Origin of the sequence: Lacrimispora algidixylanolytica (assembly GCF_003609635.1) — a bacterium.
Taxonomy (GTDB): Bacteria; Bacillota; Clostridia; order Lachnospirales; family Lachnospiraceae; genus Lacrimispora; species Lacrimispora algidixylanolytica.
On record NZ_MCIA01000001.1, the window covers coordinates 56,030 to 78,744 of the forward strand.

Annotated in this window: 15 protein-coding genes; all 15 read right to left on the bottom strand. The window is 34.9% G+C overall.

Features of this window, described 5'->3' with window-relative positions; all coding sequences use genetic code 11:
* Positions 1–426, bottom strand: a complete 426-nt coding sequence (locus tag BET01_RS22455) for a GtrA family protein (RefSeq protein ID WP_120194768.1) — start codon at positions 424–426, stop codon at positions 1–3.
* The gene (locus tag BET01_RS00285; protein ID WP_120194769.1) at positions 398–991 is read right to left on the bottom strand and encodes a hypothetical protein; all 594 of its coding nucleotides are present in this window, start codon (positions 989–991) and stop codon (positions 398–400) included. Before BET01_RS00285 ends, BET01_RS22455 begins: the two co-directional genes overlap by 29 nt.
* Positions 988–2,280: a hypothetical protein gene (locus BET01_RS00290; RefSeq protein WP_120194770.1), complete on the bottom strand. Its 1,293-nt coding sequence runs from the start codon at positions 2,278–2,280 to the stop codon at positions 988–990. The genes BET01_RS00285 and BET01_RS00290 overlap by 4 nt, the downstream gene beginning before the upstream one ends.
* Positions 2,267–3,865, bottom strand: coding sequence for a hypothetical protein (locus BET01_RS00295; RefSeq protein ID WP_120194771.1), 1,599 nt, complete (start codon positions 3,863–3,865; stop codon positions 2,267–2,269). Before BET01_RS00295 ends, BET01_RS00290 begins: the two co-directional genes overlap by 14 nt.
* A gap of 6 nt (positions 3,866–3,871) precedes the next feature.
* The gene (locus BET01_RS00300; RefSeq protein WP_120194772.1) at positions 3,872–7,204 is read right to left on the bottom strand and encodes a glycosyltransferase; all 3,333 of its coding nucleotides are present in this window, start codon (positions 7,202–7,204) and stop codon (positions 3,872–3,874) included.
* Between the two features lie 23 nt (positions 7,205–7,227).
* A complete protein-coding gene (gene wecB / locus BET01_RS00305; RefSeq protein WP_120194773.1) occupies positions 7,228–8,328 on the bottom strand; it encodes a non-hydrolyzing UDP-N-acetylglucosamine 2-epimerase in 1,101 nt (366 codons plus the stop codon).
* Positions 8,329–8,380: 52 nt separating this feature from the next.
* Positions 8,381–9,556: a glycosyltransferase family 2 protein gene (locus BET01_RS00310; RefSeq protein ID WP_120194774.1), complete on the bottom strand. Its 1,176-nt coding sequence runs from the start codon at positions 9,554–9,556 to the stop codon at positions 8,381–8,383.
* Complete coding sequence (locus tag BET01_RS00315) at positions 9,549–10,520, bottom strand: glycosyltransferase family 2 protein (protein ID WP_120194775.1); 972 nt, start codon at positions 10,518–10,520, stop codon at positions 9,549–9,551. Before BET01_RS00315 ends, BET01_RS00310 begins: the two co-directional genes overlap by 8 nt.
* 74 nt (positions 10,521–10,594) lie before the next feature.
* Positions 10,595–12,835, bottom strand: a complete 2,241-nt coding sequence (locus tag BET01_RS00320) for a glycosyltransferase (protein WP_120194776.1) — start codon at positions 12,833–12,835, stop codon at positions 10,595–10,597.
* An 11-nt stretch (positions 12,836–12,846) separates the two neighbouring features.
* Positions 12,847–13,995, bottom strand: a complete 1,149-nt coding sequence (locus tag BET01_RS00325) for a glycosyltransferase family 4 protein (protein WP_120194777.1) — start codon at positions 13,993–13,995, stop codon at positions 12,847–12,849.
* Positions 13,995–15,263, bottom strand: coding sequence for an ABC transporter ATP-binding protein (locus tag BET01_RS00330; RefSeq protein WP_120194778.1), 1,269 nt, complete (start codon positions 15,261–15,263; stop codon positions 13,995–13,997). The genes BET01_RS00325 and BET01_RS00330 overlap by 1 nt, the downstream gene beginning before the upstream one ends.
* Position 15,264: 1 nt before the next feature.
* Positions 15,265–16,041, bottom strand: coding sequence for an ABC transporter permease (locus BET01_RS00335; protein WP_120194779.1), 777 nt, complete (start codon positions 16,039–16,041; stop codon positions 15,265–15,267).
* 25 nt (positions 16,042–16,066) lie between these two features.
* Positions 16,067–17,413 carry an exopolysaccharide biosynthesis polyprenyl glycosylphosphotransferase gene (locus tag BET01_RS00340; protein WP_120194780.1) on the bottom strand — a complete coding sequence of 449 codons (1,347 nt, stop codon included), beginning with the start codon at positions 17,411–17,413 and terminating at the stop codon, positions 16,067–16,069.
* Between the two features lie 229 nt (positions 17,414–17,642).
* Positions 17,643–19,199, bottom strand: coding sequence for an O-antigen ligase family protein (locus BET01_RS00345; protein ID WP_243117078.1), 1,557 nt, complete (start codon positions 19,197–19,199; stop codon positions 17,643–17,645).
* 1,408 nt (positions 19,200–20,607) lie between these two features.
* On the bottom strand, positions 20,608–22,299 hold the full coding sequence (locus BET01_RS00350; RefSeq protein ID WP_120195308.1) for a cell wall-binding protein: 1,692 nt from the start codon (positions 22,297–22,299) through the stop codon (positions 20,608–20,610).
* Positions 22,300–22,715: the final 416 nt, after the last annotated feature.

Genomic DNA, 22,715 nt, shown 5'->3' on the forward strand with positions numbered 1-22,715 from the left:
TTACCCCTCTCTGAAAACTATTTTTTTCTGCAACAGATAATTAACCGTCATGGCTGATAACGTAGATAAAACGAAAGCTAAAATTTTCATTTGAGTAAGATCATATATTATTATATTGCATCCCACATTCACACTGATATTTATCAGTTGTGTAATAGCAAATTTTAATACCTGCGGTACCGTATAAGACTTCTTGTCTCTGAATGTCCAGAGCTTATTCAGGAAAAATGACATCGTACACGAACAGAACATGGAAATACATTTAGCATAAGACATTGCGATTACTGTACTTAGACACATATATATACTAAAATCAATACATGTACAAAAACCACCGGTCACAATAAATTTAAATATAACCCATCTTCGTTTCATTTTTCCGTGGTTTCCTTTCCCTCTAATCTGCCTTAAGTTCCGGCGGATCATAATATTGCTCACTCGTCTTGTATAATTTCCCCACTGTCTTAAAAGCAGCTACAATGTTTTTTCCCTGCCTAGTCAATCGGTATGTGCCAGCATCTAGATAAATATTATTTGATTCAAGCTGTTCCTCCAGCCTCCTGTCAAGCATCCCATAATCTTTTATGAACTGTTCCTGAAATGCAGTATCCAGAATAACATATCTACTAGGGTGCTTATCTAAATATGACAGCATCCATACTGAAAAAGAACGGTCAACATTTACTACTACTGAACTTAGCCAAACCATATTCACGCAAGCAATAAAAGCAATAGAAGCAATAATATCTCTACTATCAAATTTCTTTGTACAGGTTTTTATTTTTATTATGGCTTCTACAATACCACAAACAACAGCAGATAGGACTACAAAAAATATTCCCCTATAAAAATAGATTTCAATAAAGTTAAACATTCGCATCTGGAACAAACATAAATATAAGACAAATCCGCAAATACATGCTACTAAATGAAACAGAAGAAAGGATTTAATCTGTTTTATTAGTGTGACATTCTTGCCTTTTTTTCTCAAAGTTTCAACCTCCTTAATTTATCAAGATCCACCATATAAAAAATCATTAAAGAAGCTGCCCAAACTGTAGCAGCTGCGCTTCGATATGTAAACCAGCAATGAATTGCATCGTGCCCTTTTAGCATTATATATTCAACTACTGGATAAAGAGCAATGATGCTTAGGTACACCGGAAACGTTCCTCTCTTACGAAATAGAACAGCTAATAACAAGACCAAAAACATTAGAATTATCAACATATTCATCTGTCCCGAGTATCTAGCAATTACTATAAAACGAAGTTGCTCATAATTGCCCTTAATTGATGCTAATGCCAACCCCACTGTATCACTAGGCAGCCAGTCAACCTTAGTACCACTCACTCCTGCGCCAACCCTCAACAATGCCCCACCCCAGACATCAAAACCGGCCAATCCGGCCAAAATCCATTTTGCGATAATCGTACTGCTATATCCCAGTACCCACATAACAGAAGATACAACTCCCAGTTTCATTCCCCTTTTCAGACTTAAGCCGCTTTTTTTATTCATTAACAAAAAAAGTACAATCAATGGAAGTGTCAACGGTATTGTTGTGGCCGATAACCAGTCAAAATAGGCGGTAAGCATACCGGCAACCAAAAAGATATAGCCATAATTTGTATCCAAACTTTTATCAAAAAAAATATAGATACATATGCCCATTCCTGCTAAAAATGTGCTGGCAAAGAAAAATGACATTGTTACTACAAATATATTTATAGACCACATACTAAAAACAAACAAAACTCCTTCAACAAGGCCAATTCTATTAGAAATTAGGTAAAAAAGAATTATCATCATGAAAAGTACTACTAATTGAAGGACTGAAATTGCCGCAGAATAAGAATAGAATACCAAGAGCGGCCTCATAAGTGATTGAATTCCCCACCAATATGCGGGCTTATATATTTTATTTTCTAAGTTTGTCTCATGAGTTCCAATATCTTTTAAGTAATTTATGATTTCTATACCACTGCTACCATGTCCCTGAACAATGTAATTTCCCAAGGCCTCTTTGACCGGATTTTCCCCCGTCGTACTCATTGCATTTGCTAAAAGATAGTATTCAGATACTCCATCCAACTGAGTAGACTTTTCCCATTCACCCTCCGATAGCCCTACTATTGGATACTCCACAAATGAACTATAGGATTTTTTTATGTTATCACGAACCAAATGATGTGGAACAATCCCACTTAAAATCTTGAAAACAACAAACAATATAATCACAGCAATATATATAAAACTTGCTTTCTTAATCACTTTCATTTAACTCCCTTCTGACTTGAAAAAGCCTTATGAGACATATAAATATAGCTAGATATCCAATCAAATATATGGAATACCAGTACATAAATGCACTCCCTGGTATCGTACCCGCTAAAATCACTGCTTTTAACAACTGCAGTCCGCAGAGTATGCCTAATAAAAATTTTCTTTTTTTTAGACAGCTTCCCATAATTCCCATCAAAAAAAACATTGGAATTATTGCATTATAAGTTACTCTATGGGCTATCTTCATGAAAAAGGAGTCTTTTATCAATAAAGTCTCCATTACAATAATCACATTTTTCCTTAGATTAGGAAAAATTGATCTGTTAAGGTCTTGATTGTAAAATGTCGTCTGAAGATTTTCTGAAACATACACGCCCTCACCACTAAACAAGTTTTCCGTGTTCTCCACATATTGCGTTCCCAGTTTCAGACCATTTGCCTGTAAAACCACCGGAACTTGAACTTTTGCAAATGAGTATAAATGTTTAAAAACTAATTTAGCGTAAGCTTTCAAATACTTATCATATGCTTCTTTTGTATGTTCTACTCTGATCAAGTTTACGGAACTGTCCCAGATAATTCCCCTTCCCTTTTCCTCTAGAATTTCCAAATCAATCACCTTATCTATCGTTTCTAACGCCTTTGCTTCCTCAATTTTCAATTCTTTATCGCAAACAACATATTCAATGTAGGGAAGCGTAGAAATAACGGTATTTTGTACACCTATATTATCATGAAGAAGTGTATTCTGATATTTTGACAAAATTATACTGCTAACAAAAATAACGAAAAAGACAATAACTCTTTTTATCACATTTACTCGCTTCTTGAATACAATCCAAAATACAATGGGAGCTACCATTGCATAATAAAAACTTTCACTTCTCCAAACCGCTAAAATTATGCTTACGGAAACATATCCTATACATATCTTATTGCTAATTTTATATTCCACATCTTTCAAACGCTCTATACTAATTATGAGAAACAGCATAAGGCCTACTTCTAAAAATGCATAAAGGGAACACCTCAGTGGGTACAAATTGCTGTCAATAACTGGAAAAAACAAAAAAGGTATTACACACAACAAACCAATTTTTTTATTATGAAACAAATAGCGATTAATTTGTTCGACAAAAACTGCAGTCAGAACTGAAACAATCAATATTTGCATAATGACTACTCCCGCCGGAAAGGGAAAGAGCATAAGACTAGCCATATAAAAAAGCGAAGTAAAATAATGTTGATAACTATTATAAGTAAAATATTTACTTGCATCCAATACAAAAAATTCATCCCATCTCCAGATTCCTGGCCATGTAATTAATAACATTAAAAACATAAATAAAAAATACATAATGAATACTCTTCGAAATAACACTCTATTTTTGAACATGCGTAAGGTTATAAAAAACAGATATGCCCCCGTCATAAGAAGAATTTTCGAAAACACATAAGCCCCTCGATGATTAGATACGCTTCCCATATCGAACCACAACCGTTCAGCAAAAAAGCTAACAATACCTACCCATATCGCGAATAATCCTCCTGCCACTTCTGCTTTAGTTTTATTTTCCATCTTTTTCTACTTCTCCATATATCTCTCAACAGATTTCAGCTTGGCCTCATTAACTACTTCCTTGACCATCTCAGCATAATCCTTCTTTAACCATTGCTTCACTTCTTCCACACGCTCTCCACTAATATGCTCTTTCTCACATAACTCTAATCTGTTCAAAGCAGTCCATACATACAAATCCAACGCTCGAATGTATAAATCGGACAGTCTTTTACTTTTATAAAAACTTGTCTTTTCTCTCCAAGCCTCTACCGCATCTAAGCCATTCACATTAAATTTACTACCAGTAATACTATCCGTTCTTCTATGATCATAATTATACAGCGCCTTGTCTACATATACCAATTTTTTTGCTTCATAAGTAATCTTATGGGTGAAAAACTCATCTTCATGATATTTTCCTTTTGGATAGCGCTTTCCATCACTGAATAAAAAACTTCGATAGATTTTATTACAAGCGATACATTTAAAATAGCTCCAACCCATCTGACATTTCAGCGCTTCCAGATTGGTGGCTGTATAATAAAGACTTGTACCTTCCATCTCATTAACCGATCTATCTTTATAAACATTACAGAAATCACATTCAGCAATATCTGCATTAAATACTTCAGCAGCATAACATAATTCTTCCAGCATAGTCTCTTCTATCCAGTCATCACTATCGATAAATGCTACATACTTTCCGCTAGCCACATCCAGACCGGCATTTCTGGCGTCAGATAACCCCCCATTTTCTTTATGAATCACTTTTATCCGTTTATCTTTCACCTCATAGGCATCGCACAGCCTCGGACATTCATCCGGTGAACCATCGTCCACTAGTATTACTTCTATATTGGTCAACGTTTGTTTTAAAATGCTATCCACACATCGCTCTAGATAATCTTCAACATTATAGATAGGTACAATAACACTGACCAGCAAAACGGATTCTGAAAGCAGACCTCTCTCAGTCAATACGGATACCCTGTCTTCCCTTTCATGAAAATGGTAGCTGTACATCTGCCTGATAAAATCCCGGTTTCGTCTGACGGAAAGATCAGATTCCACTTTGCTAAGAACTGATTTTAATCCATCAATCTCCTTTAATGTTTCTCTATGATCTCCATCAACTACAAGAGAGCCAGACAATCTTACAATCGTCTGACGTAGATTTCCCGGCCATGTATCATATGGCTTTAGCTGCTGTAATTGCTTAAAATATTCATTAAGAAAACTTTCAATCTTGTCTTCCATTCCTAGTATACGGTCATCCGCTGCATGAATTGAAATTTGATCGCACTCAATAATTTCTCTATTATTATTCTTTAGTTTTAATAAAATAGATTCTTCCCATCCCGTCCATGTAGCTGTTTCATTCTGTTTCATTGAACGAGCAAAGCCGCCCACCAGTTTCAACTCTTCAGCTTTCATTACTATATTCCCAATATGTCCTTTTTTCCTCGTCCTCATTGCAAAACCGGACACATCATCATACAGCCCGAAACAATGTATTACTTTCTCTACATAATCATCATCGCAATAGCATCTACTATCAAAAATACTGATTATCTCTCCATTAGCCGCCCATATTGCAGTATTATAACAATCCACAATGTTATTGATCGGAGAAACTACTATGCGAACACGAACTACTATACCCTTTTTTTGCAAAATATCAAGAACTCCATTTGCCCATACCAGTTCATCTGCTTTAACTGCTACAATAACTTCATATAATCCCTTGTCAGCTTTTTGTCTCTCCAAAGATAAAAGAATATTTCTTAAATCTCCTATATTACTTCCACATGCGGTAATAACGCTAAGCTTTTTCGAGTACTCGTGTTTAGATTCGATTATTTGCTCTATAGAATACAGAAATGAATTTTTAATTTTTGCATCCATAAAATGGAACATGGTCTGGGCAGACCTAAAATAAAACCACCCTTTGTGCCCTTCTAAAAAATTTTCTACAGTTATCACATTTTGGCTAATTAAACAATCCCATTCATCAGTATCCACTTTATCAGATGTCTCTCCGACATACACTCGATAACCATATCCTGGATTATTATCCGCTGTTCTAAGATCGCCAAATTGCATATAGATTGTTCTTTCATACATGCTCTCACAATATAACATAGCCTCCTGTTTATCAATCACCTTGTGACCAGCCTTTAACAAAGCCCCCTGCATTTCATCACGAAGTTTCCCGTTTTCACCTTCCAATACCCATACCATAGGCTTCATGTAATATTCTCTTCTAAATGAATCCAAAAGCATGAGACGATATCTGTTCTCTGAAATTTTAAGTTCTTTATCCCTAGACGTGAGTGATTGAGAATGGAAACGGTAATTATAAATAGGTTCTTGGAAACAGGTATGTCGCAACAGAAACAAGCTGTTTATCCTCATCCAGTAATCATAATCCTCTGTGCAGTATTTCATAGCAGAATAGCCTTCTAAAGCATGTGCTACAACCGCTCTGTACATAAAAGCCGCTCCAATGTAATTATTTGTATAAGTATTTAATTCAAGCATGCAATGCGGGAGCATGACGTTTTCATGACGAAATCTGTCCGCATACCATCCATTTGTCACAATGGGATTATCATATTCATCAATAAGACGTATATTGGCAAATACCATACCAGTATCCGGAAAGTCATTTAACTCTGTTACCATCTTTTCAATACATGCTTTCTCCATAATATTATCAGCACTGGTCCAAGTAAAAAACTCTCCTCTAGCTTCCTTAAATCCTCTTGACAAAGTCTTGGGTAGCCTCTCATTTTCCTTGTGAATCACTCTAATTCTGGAATCTTTTAAGGCGTATTCGTCTATAATTCGAGGAGTATCATCTATAGAGCCATCATCCACAATAATGAACTCAAAATTTGTATATGTCTGTTTTAATACACTCTCAATTGACTTTGCCAGTAAATCGCCTCCATTATACACCGGCAACACGATGCTAACCAAACCTTTCATGTAGGGGTATATTACCTCTTTTAAATCAATATGATATACCTCTTCACGACTCTCTTTAAAATGATAAAATTCAAATTCACTTAATGTCAACAGGTCATCATATAATTCCCCAACCTGAACGCTCGTTTCCGCCGCATTACCATAGCAACATACCCGCTTTACTTTCCTCATACCTCGTAAAATAATGCCATTTCCAAGTTTCCGATTCACAATCCCAATTTTTTCTGCCAACCGAAAAGCCAAAGACTTTTTTATATTCTGGACCTCAAATTCTTTTTCATTGATCCTATCTTTTAATTTTGCTAACTCACACTCATATAAAGAATTTTCTTCTTTTAATCTTTCTATTAAAACGTCTCTATTCATATCCCTACCCTATTGTTTTCCTTTTATAATAGTTCTCGCTCCAAAACATCAGCAATTCGTTTACATGCATTTCCATCCCCATAAGGATTCGATGCCTGGCTCATCCTGAAATATTCATCTTTATCATTAAGCAATCGATTAAACTCATGATAAATAGTTTCCTCATTTGTACCAACCAACTTTAATGTTCCTGCTGCTATCCCTTCGGGTCGCTCTGTTGTGTCCCGCATCACTAATACCGGTTTCCCAAGAGATGGAGCTTCTTCTTGAATCCCTCCGCTATCCGTCAAAATCAGAAATGAACGTGCTAAGAAATTGTGAAAATCCATAACATCTAACGGTTCTATCAAATGGACCCGGTCACAGTCTCCCAAAATCTTTCCCGCCGCTTCTCTAACAACAGGATTCATGTGAATGGGATAAATGACTTTAATATCCTGATTCTCTGCTACAATTCTTTTAATTGCTCGAAACATATGGAGCAAAGGTTCTCCTAAGTTTTCTCTCCTGTGGGCAGTCAACATAATAAGTCGACCTTCTTTAGCCCATTCCAGTTCTTTATGATAATAATTTTCCTTTACTGTAGTTTTCAGTGCATCAATGGCTGTATTACCTGTAACATAAATGGTTTCATCCGACTTCTTTTCCTTAAGCAGATGTTCCTTAGCCATTTGTGTGGGTGCAAAATGATACCTTGCAATAATTCCCACAGCCTGACGATTAAACTCTTCTGGATACGGCGAATAAAGATTATAAGTTCGAAGCCCCGCTTCCACATGACCTACAGGTATTTGTAGATAGAAACATGCCAGCGCTGTCACAAAAGTCGTAGAAGTATCGCCATGAACCAATACCACGTCCGGTGATTCCTTTTCTAATACCAGCTTAATATTATTCAAAATGTTTGTAGTCACATCAAACAAACTCTGTTTATCTTTCATAATTGATAAATCATAATCCGCTTTCACATCAAATGTATCCAATACCGAGTCCAGCATCTGCCGATGCTGCCCAGTCACACATACAACAATTTTCATACGCCCACGTTTCTTCAATTCATTCACTAACGGACACATTTTAATGGCTTCTGGTCTCGTACCAAAAACTAACATGATTTTTTTCATAAACACCTCTTACGGAAATTACCATTCTTTATCTTTAAATTATTAACTATAGTTACCTTTTACCAACGATATCTCTGACAGTTACACTAATACCTTCCTTCTGCAGGCAGTTGATTAGTGCATCCATTTTTGTGCTTTCCCCTGGTTTTGATAGCAGAATAAGTATCCAAACCATAATCTGGTTCAACCTCCCCGATCCCAAAGTTCCATTAGTCAAGCTATTCTGTTGTTTCACAATTTTTAGATGCTTGAGAATTTTATTGATATTGCACTTTAAAATATCTCTTTTTATTTTTTTGAACTCAACAGTTTCATGTCCTTTCTTTGCAATTAAACTCTTCTTTATAAAAGAATTTTGGCAGATCTCTGTCAGTGCCTGCCTTGCTTTTTTATCACTATAATCTAGTCCCTGGTCATAGAGAGTTTGTATATAATATACGGTTTTTTCAGCTATATAGTCATATAGACGAGGTTTCTGCGCCTCCTCCCACAAATTTTCTTCCTGCATCATTCGCCGAAATGCCTCTAAAAAACCTATCTGCTCCCAATATTTTCTATAGCTTATTTCAAAATCAGTGGCGTTTCTCTCATTCTCAATCTGATAACATAAAATCTGATTCAAAGAAACTGTTATTTCTGCTTTATTATAAAAAGATATCTTAAATTCCTCTATTGCGTCATTCCCCAAAGTCACTACAAGATTCACATTATCTTTATTTTCTTCCTTCAGCCTAAAGATGCAGTTTCCATCTTCCATGAACAGCCCCAAATTTTCAAAAATATCCGGAACCAGTTTTAAAAACTGTTCCCTAGTATAAAACTTTACTTTTTCGGCGAGCACAGACAATGGCTGTTCCTGTTTTATAAATTTTCCTGCTGTCAAAACGATTCTGCTTTTTCCACAGTATACCATGTTCGCATCAAATTCTTCTGACTTTTCTACTAAGGTTTCTATCATATCCGGTGCTGCATAGCTATTGGGTCGAAATATAATAAGATAATCGCCATAAACCACCATCTGGTCCTGCTCAAACATACCTTTGTTTTTTATAATCCGAACCCGTTTATCCAACTTTTCGTAATTTTCACAGATTTCCTGTATCCTGCCCCCCGATTCCTGTAAAAGGAGAAGAACTTCTATATTTCTGTATGTTTGACTTAAAATAGAATTGACACAATATCCAAGAGTATATTCTCTATTATAGGAAGGTATGATTACGCTAACCATCTACAAAACTTTCCTCCTTTATCCGTCTGGCATAGTTATAATAGTTACTTTCTATTTCTACTAACTCTTTATAATACAATATACTCACTGGATGTTTATCAAAATAAACTAGATCTATTCTGAGCTGCCTCAAGACTTTATGTATTCGCTCACTCGTCACACCCGATTTGATATAACGCTTAATACAATCTAATAAAACCCAACAATACGCATCTCTCGCCTGCTCCTCCAATTCAGTCAAATGATGTTCTCGAAAAAAATCGATTCGTTCTCTAATGGCATCACAAGCATCAAAATTTGCCTCTCGGAATTCGACTCCAGTTATGCTATCCGTTCTGGACCGATTATAATTATATTTGGAAATATCTACATAAACCAGCTTTGATGCATTAAAAAAATATTTATAAGTCGTATACTCATCCTCGTGAATTTTTCCTTTTGGGAACCTAATATTTCCCAGCACTTCTCTCCGGTAAAGTTTATTCCATACAATCGATTTAAAATATCCCCATTTCATCATGGAACTCATTGCAAAAAGATTATCTTCCACTATACAATCAGCCGTGCACCCAGTTTCTTCTACGATACAGTCCATATAAATACTTCGGAAACTGCATTCGGCAATATCCGCTTCATATTCATGCAATGCTTTCAGCAACACTTCAAGCATATCTATATCCAGCCAGTCATCGCTGTCAACAAAGCTAATAATCTCTCCCCTTGCGACATCAATTCCAGCATTTCTGGCATCCGATAAACCGCCATTGCTCTTATGAATTACTCGAACACGCTCATCTATTAGACTGTACTCATCGCATATTTGTCCACATTGATCTGGAGAGCCATCATCCACCAAAATTATTTCGATATTTTTATAAGTCTGTTTTCTAATTGAATCTACGCAACGTTTTAAATACGTCTCCACCCGATAAATGGGAACAATAACACTTATTAGTTCTGACATATTATCTCCTGTAAGGTTGTTTCTTCACATCAAGCTATGGGTTTCTTAGGCAACAAAAGAGAGAGTTTAATCTTTTATCGAAAAATCTTATTTAATTTTAATTTTAAAACCACCTTAATAATTCTTTTCCCCCACTGAGAATTAGCAATTCTCATTAACTCACTTTTTGTGCCAAGTGAATATCCTTCCTTAAACATGGAATCTACATTTGCTACTTCTTGATATACTGTCAGATAATCATCAATAATGGCATCAATTTTTCTAAGTGCCTCCGCTCTCCTCTTTCTTTCTTTTACCATTACTACATCTTGGATTAGCTCTTGAATGCGTCCATCCAGTTTTTGAATCATGACTTCAGTGGAAAAATCCGCCTCTACTCTCTTTCTACAGTTAATGCACATTTGTTCATAGGTTTTCTTATCTTTCAAAAGATGGTCAATCGCCTTAACATACTGTTGAATTTCTTTTTCATCATAAACTGAATAGTTATAATCCTGCCCTTCAGATTGCAAAAGAGGGAGCACTATCCCTGACGTTTTGTCAATCAACTCTGCCTGTCCGCCCACATCAGATGTAATAACTGGTACTCCCATAGAACATGATTCATAAGCAGTTAATGCAAGACCTTCTTTTATAGAACAGATTAATGTTGCAAAACTGTCTCTGTAATAAGGTTGCATTTCATCTTGACGTCCTGCAAAATATATAGTATGTACCAGGTCTGCTTGTTTAACTTTTGCCTTAAGCTCTGATAAAAGCGGACCGTCTCCTACAACTAAAAAAGCGATATCTGGTACTATTTTTTTTAACTTTTGTGCAATTTCAAACATTAGAAATGGACGTTTTTGTGGATGTATTCTGCATGGGAACAAAATCAAAGGTCTGTATTTATCTATTCCGTGCCTCATCTTTACAGCACCATAGGAATAAGCTGATGCGTCAAACTTATCCTTATCTACTCCTATATATAAAGTTTCAACGCTTTCCAAACTTCTTCCAAAATTACGTTCCAATACCTGTTGTGTTCCATTGTTGCATACGAACGTTCTATCAATGATATTCTGCATATTTCCTGACGTTCTTGCAAAACCACCATTCCTCCAGTACCACTCTTCCATGTGAACGTAATCCACAACAACGACATCCGGAAATTCTTTTCTTATCCATGGAACGATATAATATCCATAATAAGAATTACTTAAAAATATTACATCTATCTGACGACTAATTATAAAATAACTGACAAATTCAGCATAATTCTTCACCTCTAAAAAAGTCGGCAATTCAAAGATATCCGTTATATACTCTTCAAACCTCTGTCTCCAGTCATTCGGGGAATGTTCTGTCAAAATTGCACTAAGTTCATAATGTTCTTTGCTCAACCCCTTTACTACTTCCAGATTAAACATATCAGCGCCTCCCATTACCATCCAAGGCAGGAGCATCATGATATGTATTTTATCCTTCTTTTGAAATACAGAATCTTTCCAGCTAGAAACTTTCGGCTTCACATATTCATTAATTGGTGAAGCTATAGGGAATACCCGCGCCTCAATATCATCGCTTACAGTTCCTGCTATTTCTTTTATCTTCTTTAACGCTTTTTTTTTCTTTTTCGCGTCTTCTCTGACAATAGAAGAAACCCCTCCTTCAATACGTCTATACCAAAAACCTTTTTCACACACTTTCACAGGCTTCTTTCCTAAAGCCAACAATTGTAACCACAACCTCCAATCCTCATATGCATATTTTTCACTCTCATCATAAAGTCCAGCTTCCAATATGTCTTTTTTCCTAATTGCTGCTGTTAGTGTTAAAAAATTATCTTTTTTTAATGTTTTAATACTAAAAGTTTTCTCCCATACATATTCCTGATTCTGAAAACCCAACGAATCTGTATATGCCCATGCACAGTCAACATTATAATAAAGTGCCCAATACAGTAATTCCAAATAGGTAGGAGTAATCAAATCATCCGAATCAAGAGGAACAATAATTTCTGAAGAAGCCTGCCGAATTCCTTTATTTCTAGCACTGGAAACGCCTTTATTTTCTTGGCGAAACACCTTAATTCTTGTATCCGCAGAGGACAGTTTATCTAACAGTTCAATATCTTCCTGTACCGTGCTCCCATCATCCACAATCACCCATTCAAACCACGGAAAAGTCTGGTTTTCCACGCAATTGTAAGTTTGAATAAAATATTCCCCCGCGTTATAATAAGGTGTGACAATGCTCACTAACGGATTCTCTGGTTGTATCAGCTCTCTATCCAGTTTAACTCTTCCTGGCTCCCTGCTAAAATCAAATTCCATATCTCCTCCATCTATTTCACGGTTTTTGCAATAGCAAATTGGTAAATATCCTTCATTTTCTTCTTTACAATTTCAACATCAAACTGCTGAATTTTTTCCGAATTGAAACACCCCATCTGTTGTCTCAACTCGTTGTTTTCCTTTAACTTTAAAATGGAATCGGCAAATCCCTTTATATCCTTAGGTTCAACCAAAAAACCACCTTTTTCAGGTACAATGAGGTCAACATTTCCACGAATTTTAGAGGCAATTACTGGTAACCCCGATGTCATTGCTTCCATGAGGGCAACTGGCAATCCTTCCTGATAAGATGGAAATACAAAACAATCTGCTGCTTTTAAGTGTTCCTGGATATTATAACAATACCCTATCATAAAAATACATTCTTCCAGACCATACTCTCTTATCTTATGTCTTATATCTTGTTCCAAAACACCACTCCCGCATAAAATTAATTTTATATGGTAATCTTTAATATATGTTAGTGCTTTTAAAATCGCTACATGGTTTTTCCTTTTAATCAATTCCCCACAGGTAATCAAGACAAAATCATCGGACTGCAGTTGGTACTGGCTTCTAATTTTCTGCCGTATATTTTCAATTGTAGAAAACCGCTTGCAATCAATTCCAATACCAGGCGTATAAAAAACCGAACCACCTTTTTTCAATTTAAACTTTAAAGCGGCTTGATAATCTTCTTCATTAATAGTAACTAATACATCTGTCACATGCGCTAGTAACCATTCCATAGTTTTATACATTAGCCGGTTCATGAGAGGAGCCCCTTGGTAAAAGTGGAATCCATGAACTGTATACATGACTACACCACATTTAGATATACAGGCAGCTAATCGCCCCAGAACCCCCCCCATTGGTGTATGGCAATGTATTAGTACAAACTGCTCCTCTTTCATTAACTTTACCAAGTCTCTTAATAACTTTATATTGGAAAGACGAAATGGTGACCTAACAAAATCAATCTGATGTCGTATTATATCAGTTTCATCCAGCCGAGAATTATCATTACCATAAATTGGGGTATTATAATTACTGGCATAGTGAATCTCGTATCCAAGTGATAGCAAATATTTCACATTATTCATCTCAAATTGGGGTACAAATCCACTGGTTGTTGTTACCAGAAGTATTTTTTCAGCCATTATTCTTCCTCAATTTTTGTATGTTCTAAAAACCAATGATGTTCCATAGGAATCGTTTCATATCCATTCTCATCCGCAATAACTCGAAAATCAAGTGCATGCTGTAGTGAATCCAGAACATGATTTTCAGAATTTAGTATTACTATGTGAACAATATAATTTCCTACAGCCAGATAATGCCCTTCTACTTTTAATCTCACTGTTCCAGCTCTATCAAAAGTAATATATTTTTGAGTGTCGATGAATGTATCCGAATAACAATATAATATATTATCATCACGCAAAATGCTGATTGAAATTTTTCCTACCACTGAAATATCCGTGTCATAAGAGACGGATATTTCAAAACTGTTTCTAATAGGTAGCAAATTTCCCTTTTTCAAACTTTCTCCTGTGATTTTCACCTCGGAAATACAAACACTCTGATTTCCTGTTCTGACAGCTTGATCAAAACACCCTTTTGGTATATCCGGCAATTCATTTTCCACCGTTCCATTCTTCTCCCGATCCGTTTCCTTTTTCTGCAACCTTATTTCTTCCATCTGCGTAAGATAATGCCGATGAACAATTTCAGGAACTCCCTCTTCTTTGATTTTTCCTTCTTCTATCCAAATAGAGCGTTCACAAATCCGGCTAATTTGTTCCAGAGAATGAGAAACAATCACAATTGTCGTACCATTTTTTTTAATTTCTTTTAGTTTTTCAAAACACTTTGTCTGAAAACTTACATCTCCTACACCCAAAATCTCGTCTATCAAAAGCACATCCGCATCCACGTTTATCGCAACTGCAAATGCTAGTCTCATGTACATTCCAGAAGAATACGTCCTAACCGGATTATCAAGAAAGTCCTCCATTTCAGAGAAATCAATAATATCATTGATCCTATGGTCAATTTCTTTCCTAGTAAGTCCAAAGATAGCCGCATTTGTATAGATATTCTCTCTGCCACTCATGTCAGGATGAAATCCAGCTCCTAATTCAATCAAACTGGAAACTCTTCCTTTTACATCAATGCTTCCACTATCAGGGTACATAATGCGCGTAAGCATTTTCAACGTAGTGCTTTTTCCACAGCCGTTCTTACCAATTAACCCTACTGCCTCGCCTTTTTTAATATCAAATGAGATCCCTCTTAGTACTAGCCGCTCCTCATAGTGGTTTCTTTTTTTAAACAGCATTTTCTCTTTTAAGCTGCTTCCCTTATCAAAATAAATTTTAAATTTTTTTGTAATGTTCTTTACTTCTATTACATTTGATGATTCCATCTTATAACTCCTCTGCAAACTTTCTCTGTAATCTAGAAAAAGAAAACCAACCAATACTTAAAAATAAAAGCCCCAAAAGAAATCCATGAAGCAGAGTACTCATCCGTGGCACTTCTCGGTAGTATAAAATTTGCCGATATGCAATGATGATAGGTGTCATAGGGTTTAGGTAAAATATAGGTAACAACCTTTCTGGGATAATATCAACATTATACATAATTGGCGTAAGATACATCCATGCCATTGTAATGATTCCCAGAATATGCTCTAAATCTCGAAAATAAACAGTTAAAGCGGATGTAAGCATTGTAATTCCTAACGCTAACAAATACTCCACTGCCATTACTATAGGCAAGTACAAAAGTGCTTTCCCATTAATTCCTATCCCAGAAAACAAAATTATAAAAAATATCACTATAAAGGAGAACAACATATTAACAAAAGAGCTAGTCACATAAGATATTGGAAGTACCTCTCTGGGAAAATAAATTTTATTTACCATATCTTTTGAACTAATTATGCATGTAGCACCTGTTGTCAATGCAGAGCTAAAAAAAATCCATGGTACTAATGCTACAAATAAAAACATATAAAAATTTTCAATACCACTTTTTAAAATTGTAGAAAACACAATCGTATAAACAACTAGTTGTAATAGAGGATTAATAAAAGTCCACATAAATCCAAGCACTGACCCTTTATATCGACCTCTGAGATCTTTACGAACCAGACTTGTAATCATCTCCCTATAAGCCCATAATTCTGCCACTCTATTCATTGTTCTAACCTTTCTTTTATATCTATTATTTTACTATACCTTCAGTACTTTCTTTCATAAACATAATCTTAGGCGTCATAATAATCAGTTTTAAGTCTAAAAAAATCGAATAATATCTGATGTATGTTAAATCTAACTTTAGTTTATCATAAGCCGTTGTACTGTATTTTCCATAGATTTGAGCATACCCTGTCAGACCAGCTTTAACCTTTAATCTATAATCAAATTCAGGAATTTCTTTTACTATTTCTCCCACTATCTCCGGCCGCTCAGGCCTTGGACCTACCACCGACATGTCCCCTTTTAGAATGTTTATGATTTGAGGTAACTCGTCCATTCTAGTTGATCTCAATAGTTTACCCATCGTATGAATTCGAGGATCTTTTTCGCTTGCAAGTATGGGCCCCGATTTTACTTCCGCATCTACTACCATGGTTCGAAATTTATAAATCATGAAAAGCTTTCCGTCTCTCGTTAGTCGTTCCTGTTTATAAAATATTGGGCCTCTATCTGTTAGCTTTATACCAATACAGGCAAGTAAGAAAACTGGAGAAAAAAGAATCAACATAATTATAGATATAATTATATCTTCACAACGTTTTATACATTGTTGTTCAATTGATAGCCCCAAATTCCTTGAAAGTAATAATGGAGAATCAAACAGATTGAGTTCATCTGAGCTCCTTAACAAGATATCTGAAATTTTGGGAACACTGTAAGACCGCTTACCATTCTGGAAACAATACTTAATAATCTGGTTTCTTTCATGAGAGGGCATGTCCCCCACAATGACTCCATCATATCTAGATATAAGATTCTCAATGGCTTCAAAATCTTCTTTATAAGATACCAATTCACATATTTCATATTTGTCTTCTCTAGATTTAATATTGTTCTTTAGATGATAGTCGTGATAGTCACCAGTTATCAACAGCATTTTTCTTGGGGGGAAAATGTGTCTGTATACAAAATGAAATAAAATAGTCCAAGTAAATATAAGCACAATATCTATGAATGTCATTAAAATAATATATATAGGACTCACAAACCTTTTATCAAGTACTGCAATTTGAAAATATACAAAAAAATTGGAAAAAAAGACTGATATTCCTTGAGAATATATTAGGTTTGTGTTTTTTAAATATCCAATCTTAAAGCCACCATATGTATACATAAAAAAAGCGAGTAGAACTATATACATTAAAACGATTACCCAATTTCCTCTTCGAAAAAAGGGAGTTTGTAGTATATAGCGATTATAATATCCTACCCAAAAAACTGCATAAATAGCACCCAATCCTGCCATAAGAACAGATGAAAACAATAATTTTATTAGACGTTTGTATTTTTCTCTTGATTTTTGCTCATTCATTATCTTCACTCAATTCCCTAGTTTTAACTATAGCAATTATCTACTTTAGTTATTAATTTAGCACAATGATCCCATACAGTATATCATTTTGAATGAACTACCGCAACTTAATCTATTATGAAATATATGTCATATTATTTAATAATTTGTAAATATATACTTTTAATCTATCTATGACCTAAATAAAAATAGAGCCAGAAATTTTCTCCAGCTCCAAAATTGATCTAGTTTACATATCACTATGCTTTGCAGATGCTATTCCTAACAAAATCCAAAATACTGGTGTAATAATCGGTAAATTTAAGTTGACTAAAGCCTGGATACTGTAACATATTATTCCAAAAATAGCCGCTACAACATAATAATTATCACTGTATAATTTTAATCCCCTTTTAATAACACTAATGATAAAACTGATGTAAGAAATTAGTCCTATCACTCCTACAGTTATAAGAAGCTGTAAATATTCGTTATGTGCATTATCAAAAATTTCATTATAAGGGTTATTTACAGTCTTCTGCAATAATAAAATACCAAGGGTCTCTGGTCCATAACCTACGAGCTTATGCCAAATAGGAAATCTAAAATAACACTCCATAGCATTTCGCCAAATATAACCTCTATGAGTTCCCCATTCATCATCCAATAAAAGAAACGAAGATAAGTTACCATATTTGTTGACATTATTCAAAAAATTGCAATCATAAATAATAAATAATATACTTACAAAAAGCAATAATAACAATCCCAACCAACAATAGCATAAAGTCTTTCCATACTCAATTATATTTTTTTTCTTTATGTGATCATGAAAAAACCATATACCTACAATCAACCAAAATATAGTTATTAATAAAAGTAACCATCTAAAATTAGCTATTAAATTAAACGAGCTATTAATGCCAATAACACGATTTCCCATATAATCATTAATCCAACTAATGCATTGGACAACAGAAAAAAAAGTGGCAATTACAATAATATAACGTCTTAATCCTATATTATTTTTAAACAAAAACAGCGGTAAAATACCAAAAAGGGCACCTAATGAAAGGTAAGCATTATCGCTAACTCCCATAATAATTGCAAAAAAACCTATTAACATGCAAATAAAATAAAATATGGTTCGTTTAATATTTCTTTCAAAGGAGAACAACACAGTAGTTAAAGCTACTATCATGCCTATATAAGCAGTATAAGTGTTTATATTACCAATGGTAGATGTGAAAATATCTTTTTGATTCTCTAGCATTGGTGCTTTGAATCCCAATATATCTAATTTAAAATAATCTGAAATTCCTAGCAAACAAACTACTATACCTGCAAATAAAATATAATCAACATATTTACTACGAAATCTCCAAAGCTTACTTATACAAAGATAAGTAATTACATATCCTGTTATTAAAAATAATCCTGTTAATCTACCTTCATTTCCCCAGAACGATTCATATACGTAATCTGATGTGATAGTCGAAACAGATGCTATTAAGTAAAAAACCAAAACAAAAAAATCAGGCCACGTGAGTTTATTTATTCCAGTTTTTATCTTCTCTTTACTAAGTGATTCAAACCATTTAATTTTAGTTAAAATGGAATATACTAGAAGGATTGCTAACATCACAATTGTACATGAGCAATAATAGTAATACTTAAATACTAGAATATCAAAATACTTATCTCTAACTATGAGAGGTAAACCTACCCCTATAAGAATAATATATATACTTAATATTATTCTTATAAATTTATCTTTTTCAATATTGTTCATCTTAATCTTATCCATTTTTTCCTTTCTTCAAAATTCTTGCTATTACACTTACTTCTATTATACTTAACATAGTATAACATCAGCTGCTTGACAAATCAACTTAACTTTTCAAAGTAAAACTGTTGCTCATATCCCCTCAAAGAGGCGTTATCTATACATATAGTATAGCAAATGATTATGGAGACACCATTCTTATTATACAGAGTAGCAGATTGATAATTTATTTCATTTCACAGTTATGCTAACCCTTTCATTAATACATTTTAACTCCATATAAGCATCTATAATCAGGACGTCAGTCAAACACTATTAACCCCCAAAAAAAGTTTTTGGATTACGCTTTATCAATCGCCGGATGTAGGTACTGAAAATTATGATAGATTTATTGCTTTTGTAACATTAACATGTCATAACAGAATAAATACTCCAAATGGAGATGAAGACTTGTTAGTTAAAAATACAATAATTAGCATCAAGTACTAATTACAGGCTCTATGCGGAATGTCTGGGTGTGTATGGCAAGCATAAGAAGATTACTAGTGCATCCTCGGAGATCCTCAAAAGCACCTGATCCCGGATAGCCAGCTGGATCACACATAGAGACATCTGACTGATAACTCAAGTGACATTCCCAGATCAAAGATGTTGAGAGTAAAATTCTTTGTGTGTGACATTAGCTTCCCTTAATTAAACGAGCCAGAGCTCTCTTATCTCATGCAAAGATTATTGTGTATAAGTACCATCTCATCACCAGTCTGCTATGCCATCCTAAATGTAGACAAACTACTCCAGCGATCTATGATAACATCTCTCTCAAAATATTACAAGCGAAGACGAAATATCATCCTGTCACGTTACAAAAAACCGATTAACGAGAATAAGCAGATTCACACCCTAATCTACCAGTACAACGACGGTTTTTACCCGACCCATATGATAAAAGAATGGTTTAGCAATTTCTGCCATATGGAGTCCTACCACAAGAAGTAACATGTATTAGGCGTTTAGATTGCCTGTATCAGGTAATGTGTGTCACAGAATTTGAAAATTATGACATAATGATCCGACTTTGAAAAAAGCTTGAATGCTTATAATATGGAATCACCAACGGAGTCACAGAGGTACTTAACAAGAATACTAAGGGTCATAACGAAGATCTAAACAAATCCTTAACTTCAATCGGTTCAGGGCCCAGAAACTTCATTGTACATCTAAAAAAATGGTAATCGATGCATAGCTTAATTTGCATGCTCAAAAAGTCACATATTATAGAATCTGCAATCAAAACAGCTCGAAATGCAAGAATGGAGTGAGATTCCAGAGAATCACACCTCAACTATTGACAAAAATCCAAAAAGCGGAGCTGATGCTCCGTAAATGAATGCTCATTTACTTTACATCAGCTCCGCTTAATTACATAAGATTATTTGTTTTCAACAAACACAGCAGTGATCTGCTTGCTAGGATTTACAGCATAGCAACGGTCATCGCCATCTTTTGCCTTAGTTTTGCTCTTCTGAACTGTACCAGCAGTGTTTACAAGTCTGTATTCAACTTTATCATCACGTTCTTTAGCCTTTACTTTGTCTTCAACATTATAGAACTCATCTACATTCTTACGAGTACCAACATTAGAATCAACATCAATATCATCTAAGAACTGCTCAGTTGAAAGTAATTTGATTTCAGAATACTTTCCATCTGTTCCCTTAGTTGCCTTTACAACAGCATACTTATCATCTTTATCAGCCTTCAACAGCATACCACCTAAATAATACTTGTCGCTATCAACGCCAAATTTACCTTGGCCTTTTCCGCTTCCGGATTTATTGAATAAGAATGCATAAGTATCACCATCGATAGAGACATTCTGCTTTCCAGTCTTCATAGCACCGTCATCACCATTACCAAAATAGTACATGCCATATTTAGCACCATAAACATTGTTCATATTATCTTTAAACTGATCACCATCTTTGAACTCAGTATTAGCTACGCTATCAATTCCACCATCTCCGTAGATATTGTCAATCTTGGTAGAACTGTTTTCAATAAAGCTAATTACCTGAAGACCATCCTTCATTACGCCGCGCTCATTAAATGCATACTTCTTGCCATTAATGGTTTTGATTTCAGAAACAGTTAATTTACCATCTTTATCAGAATAGTACCAGTTAGTTTCATCATCGTTGTAGTCCTCTTCGCTTAAATAAGAATCTGGAACAACCTGGAACCAACCCTTAGAGATTCTAGCGCCGTCTTCTGGACTACCATAATATCTGAAGTCCTTAATATAACCTTCGCTAGGGCTAGCTTCATTGGCTGTACTTGGAGTTACGCTCCAGTTAACCCATTCAGCATTCATACGACCATCCATATCGAAGCTGTATTTTTTACCATTGATCTTCTTGCCATTTTCTTCTTTCATCTTCTTACCATTGGTTTTGAAGTAGAACCAACGTGTCTGATTTTCATCATCGAAGACGTTTTTGCTAGAAGTTTTTACTTCTGCATCTTCCCAGGCCTGATCAACAATGTCGATAGAAACCCAGCCCATTGCCTGTGCGCCATCATTTTCATCGCCGCAGTAGTATGTGCCTTCTTTCCACTTGTCTTCATCAGTGGTTTCTCTTTCACCCTGATCATTTATCCAGCCATATAACATCTTACCATCATCATCAAAGACATACTTCTTGCCATTTATAGTTTTGAAGTTAGCAGATGAACTGTTAGTAGCTTTTTTATAGGCCTTACCATTAGCGCCGAAATAGTACCAATGATTTGTTGGCTCATCTTCGCCATCGCTGTCATAATTCTCATTCTCAATGGAAACCCACTTGTTAGCTGCCATAGAACCGTTCTCATCTACATAGTAGAAATTATCATTGAATTCAACGATAACGTCGGTAGCCATCTCGCCATCTTCGTTTAAGTAGAACCAGTTGTCGCCGGATTTCTCCCACTTCTCTGTTTCCTTATCTCCGCTCTTGTCGTAGTACGTCCATGTACCGTTTTCTTCCTGCCAGCCAGTAGCTGCGAAAGAAGACATGGAAGCACCTAATGCAAGAAGTGCTGCTGTAGATAATACAGCAACTAATTTAGTTTGCTTTCTCATAATTAATGCACTCTCCTTTTTCTCTTTGAAATACTTTTCTGAAATTCCTAATAGCATTACGAGGTAATTATACTTCGTCAAATGGAAATTATCAATACTTTTTTTACATTTTTTGCATATTTTGCTAAAAACAAAAAAAATTAACATTTCCGGCAGAAGCTATCAATTCCTCCATCACATGGTACATTATAATACATTTACTGGGAAATTACCATAACTTTTCTCTGTTCATTTCCTTACATAATCTTTACGAAATTGGATTATTTTGTAAAGATTGTATTTTTATGTATACAAAACCCTCGTTTTTGGTGTAAACATGGCTTAATGGCGCTTTTTTCTATTAATATTTTATTATGAATCTAATATTGATTTTTACCAATTCGATGGTATAATGTTCACATAATTACATTTTCACT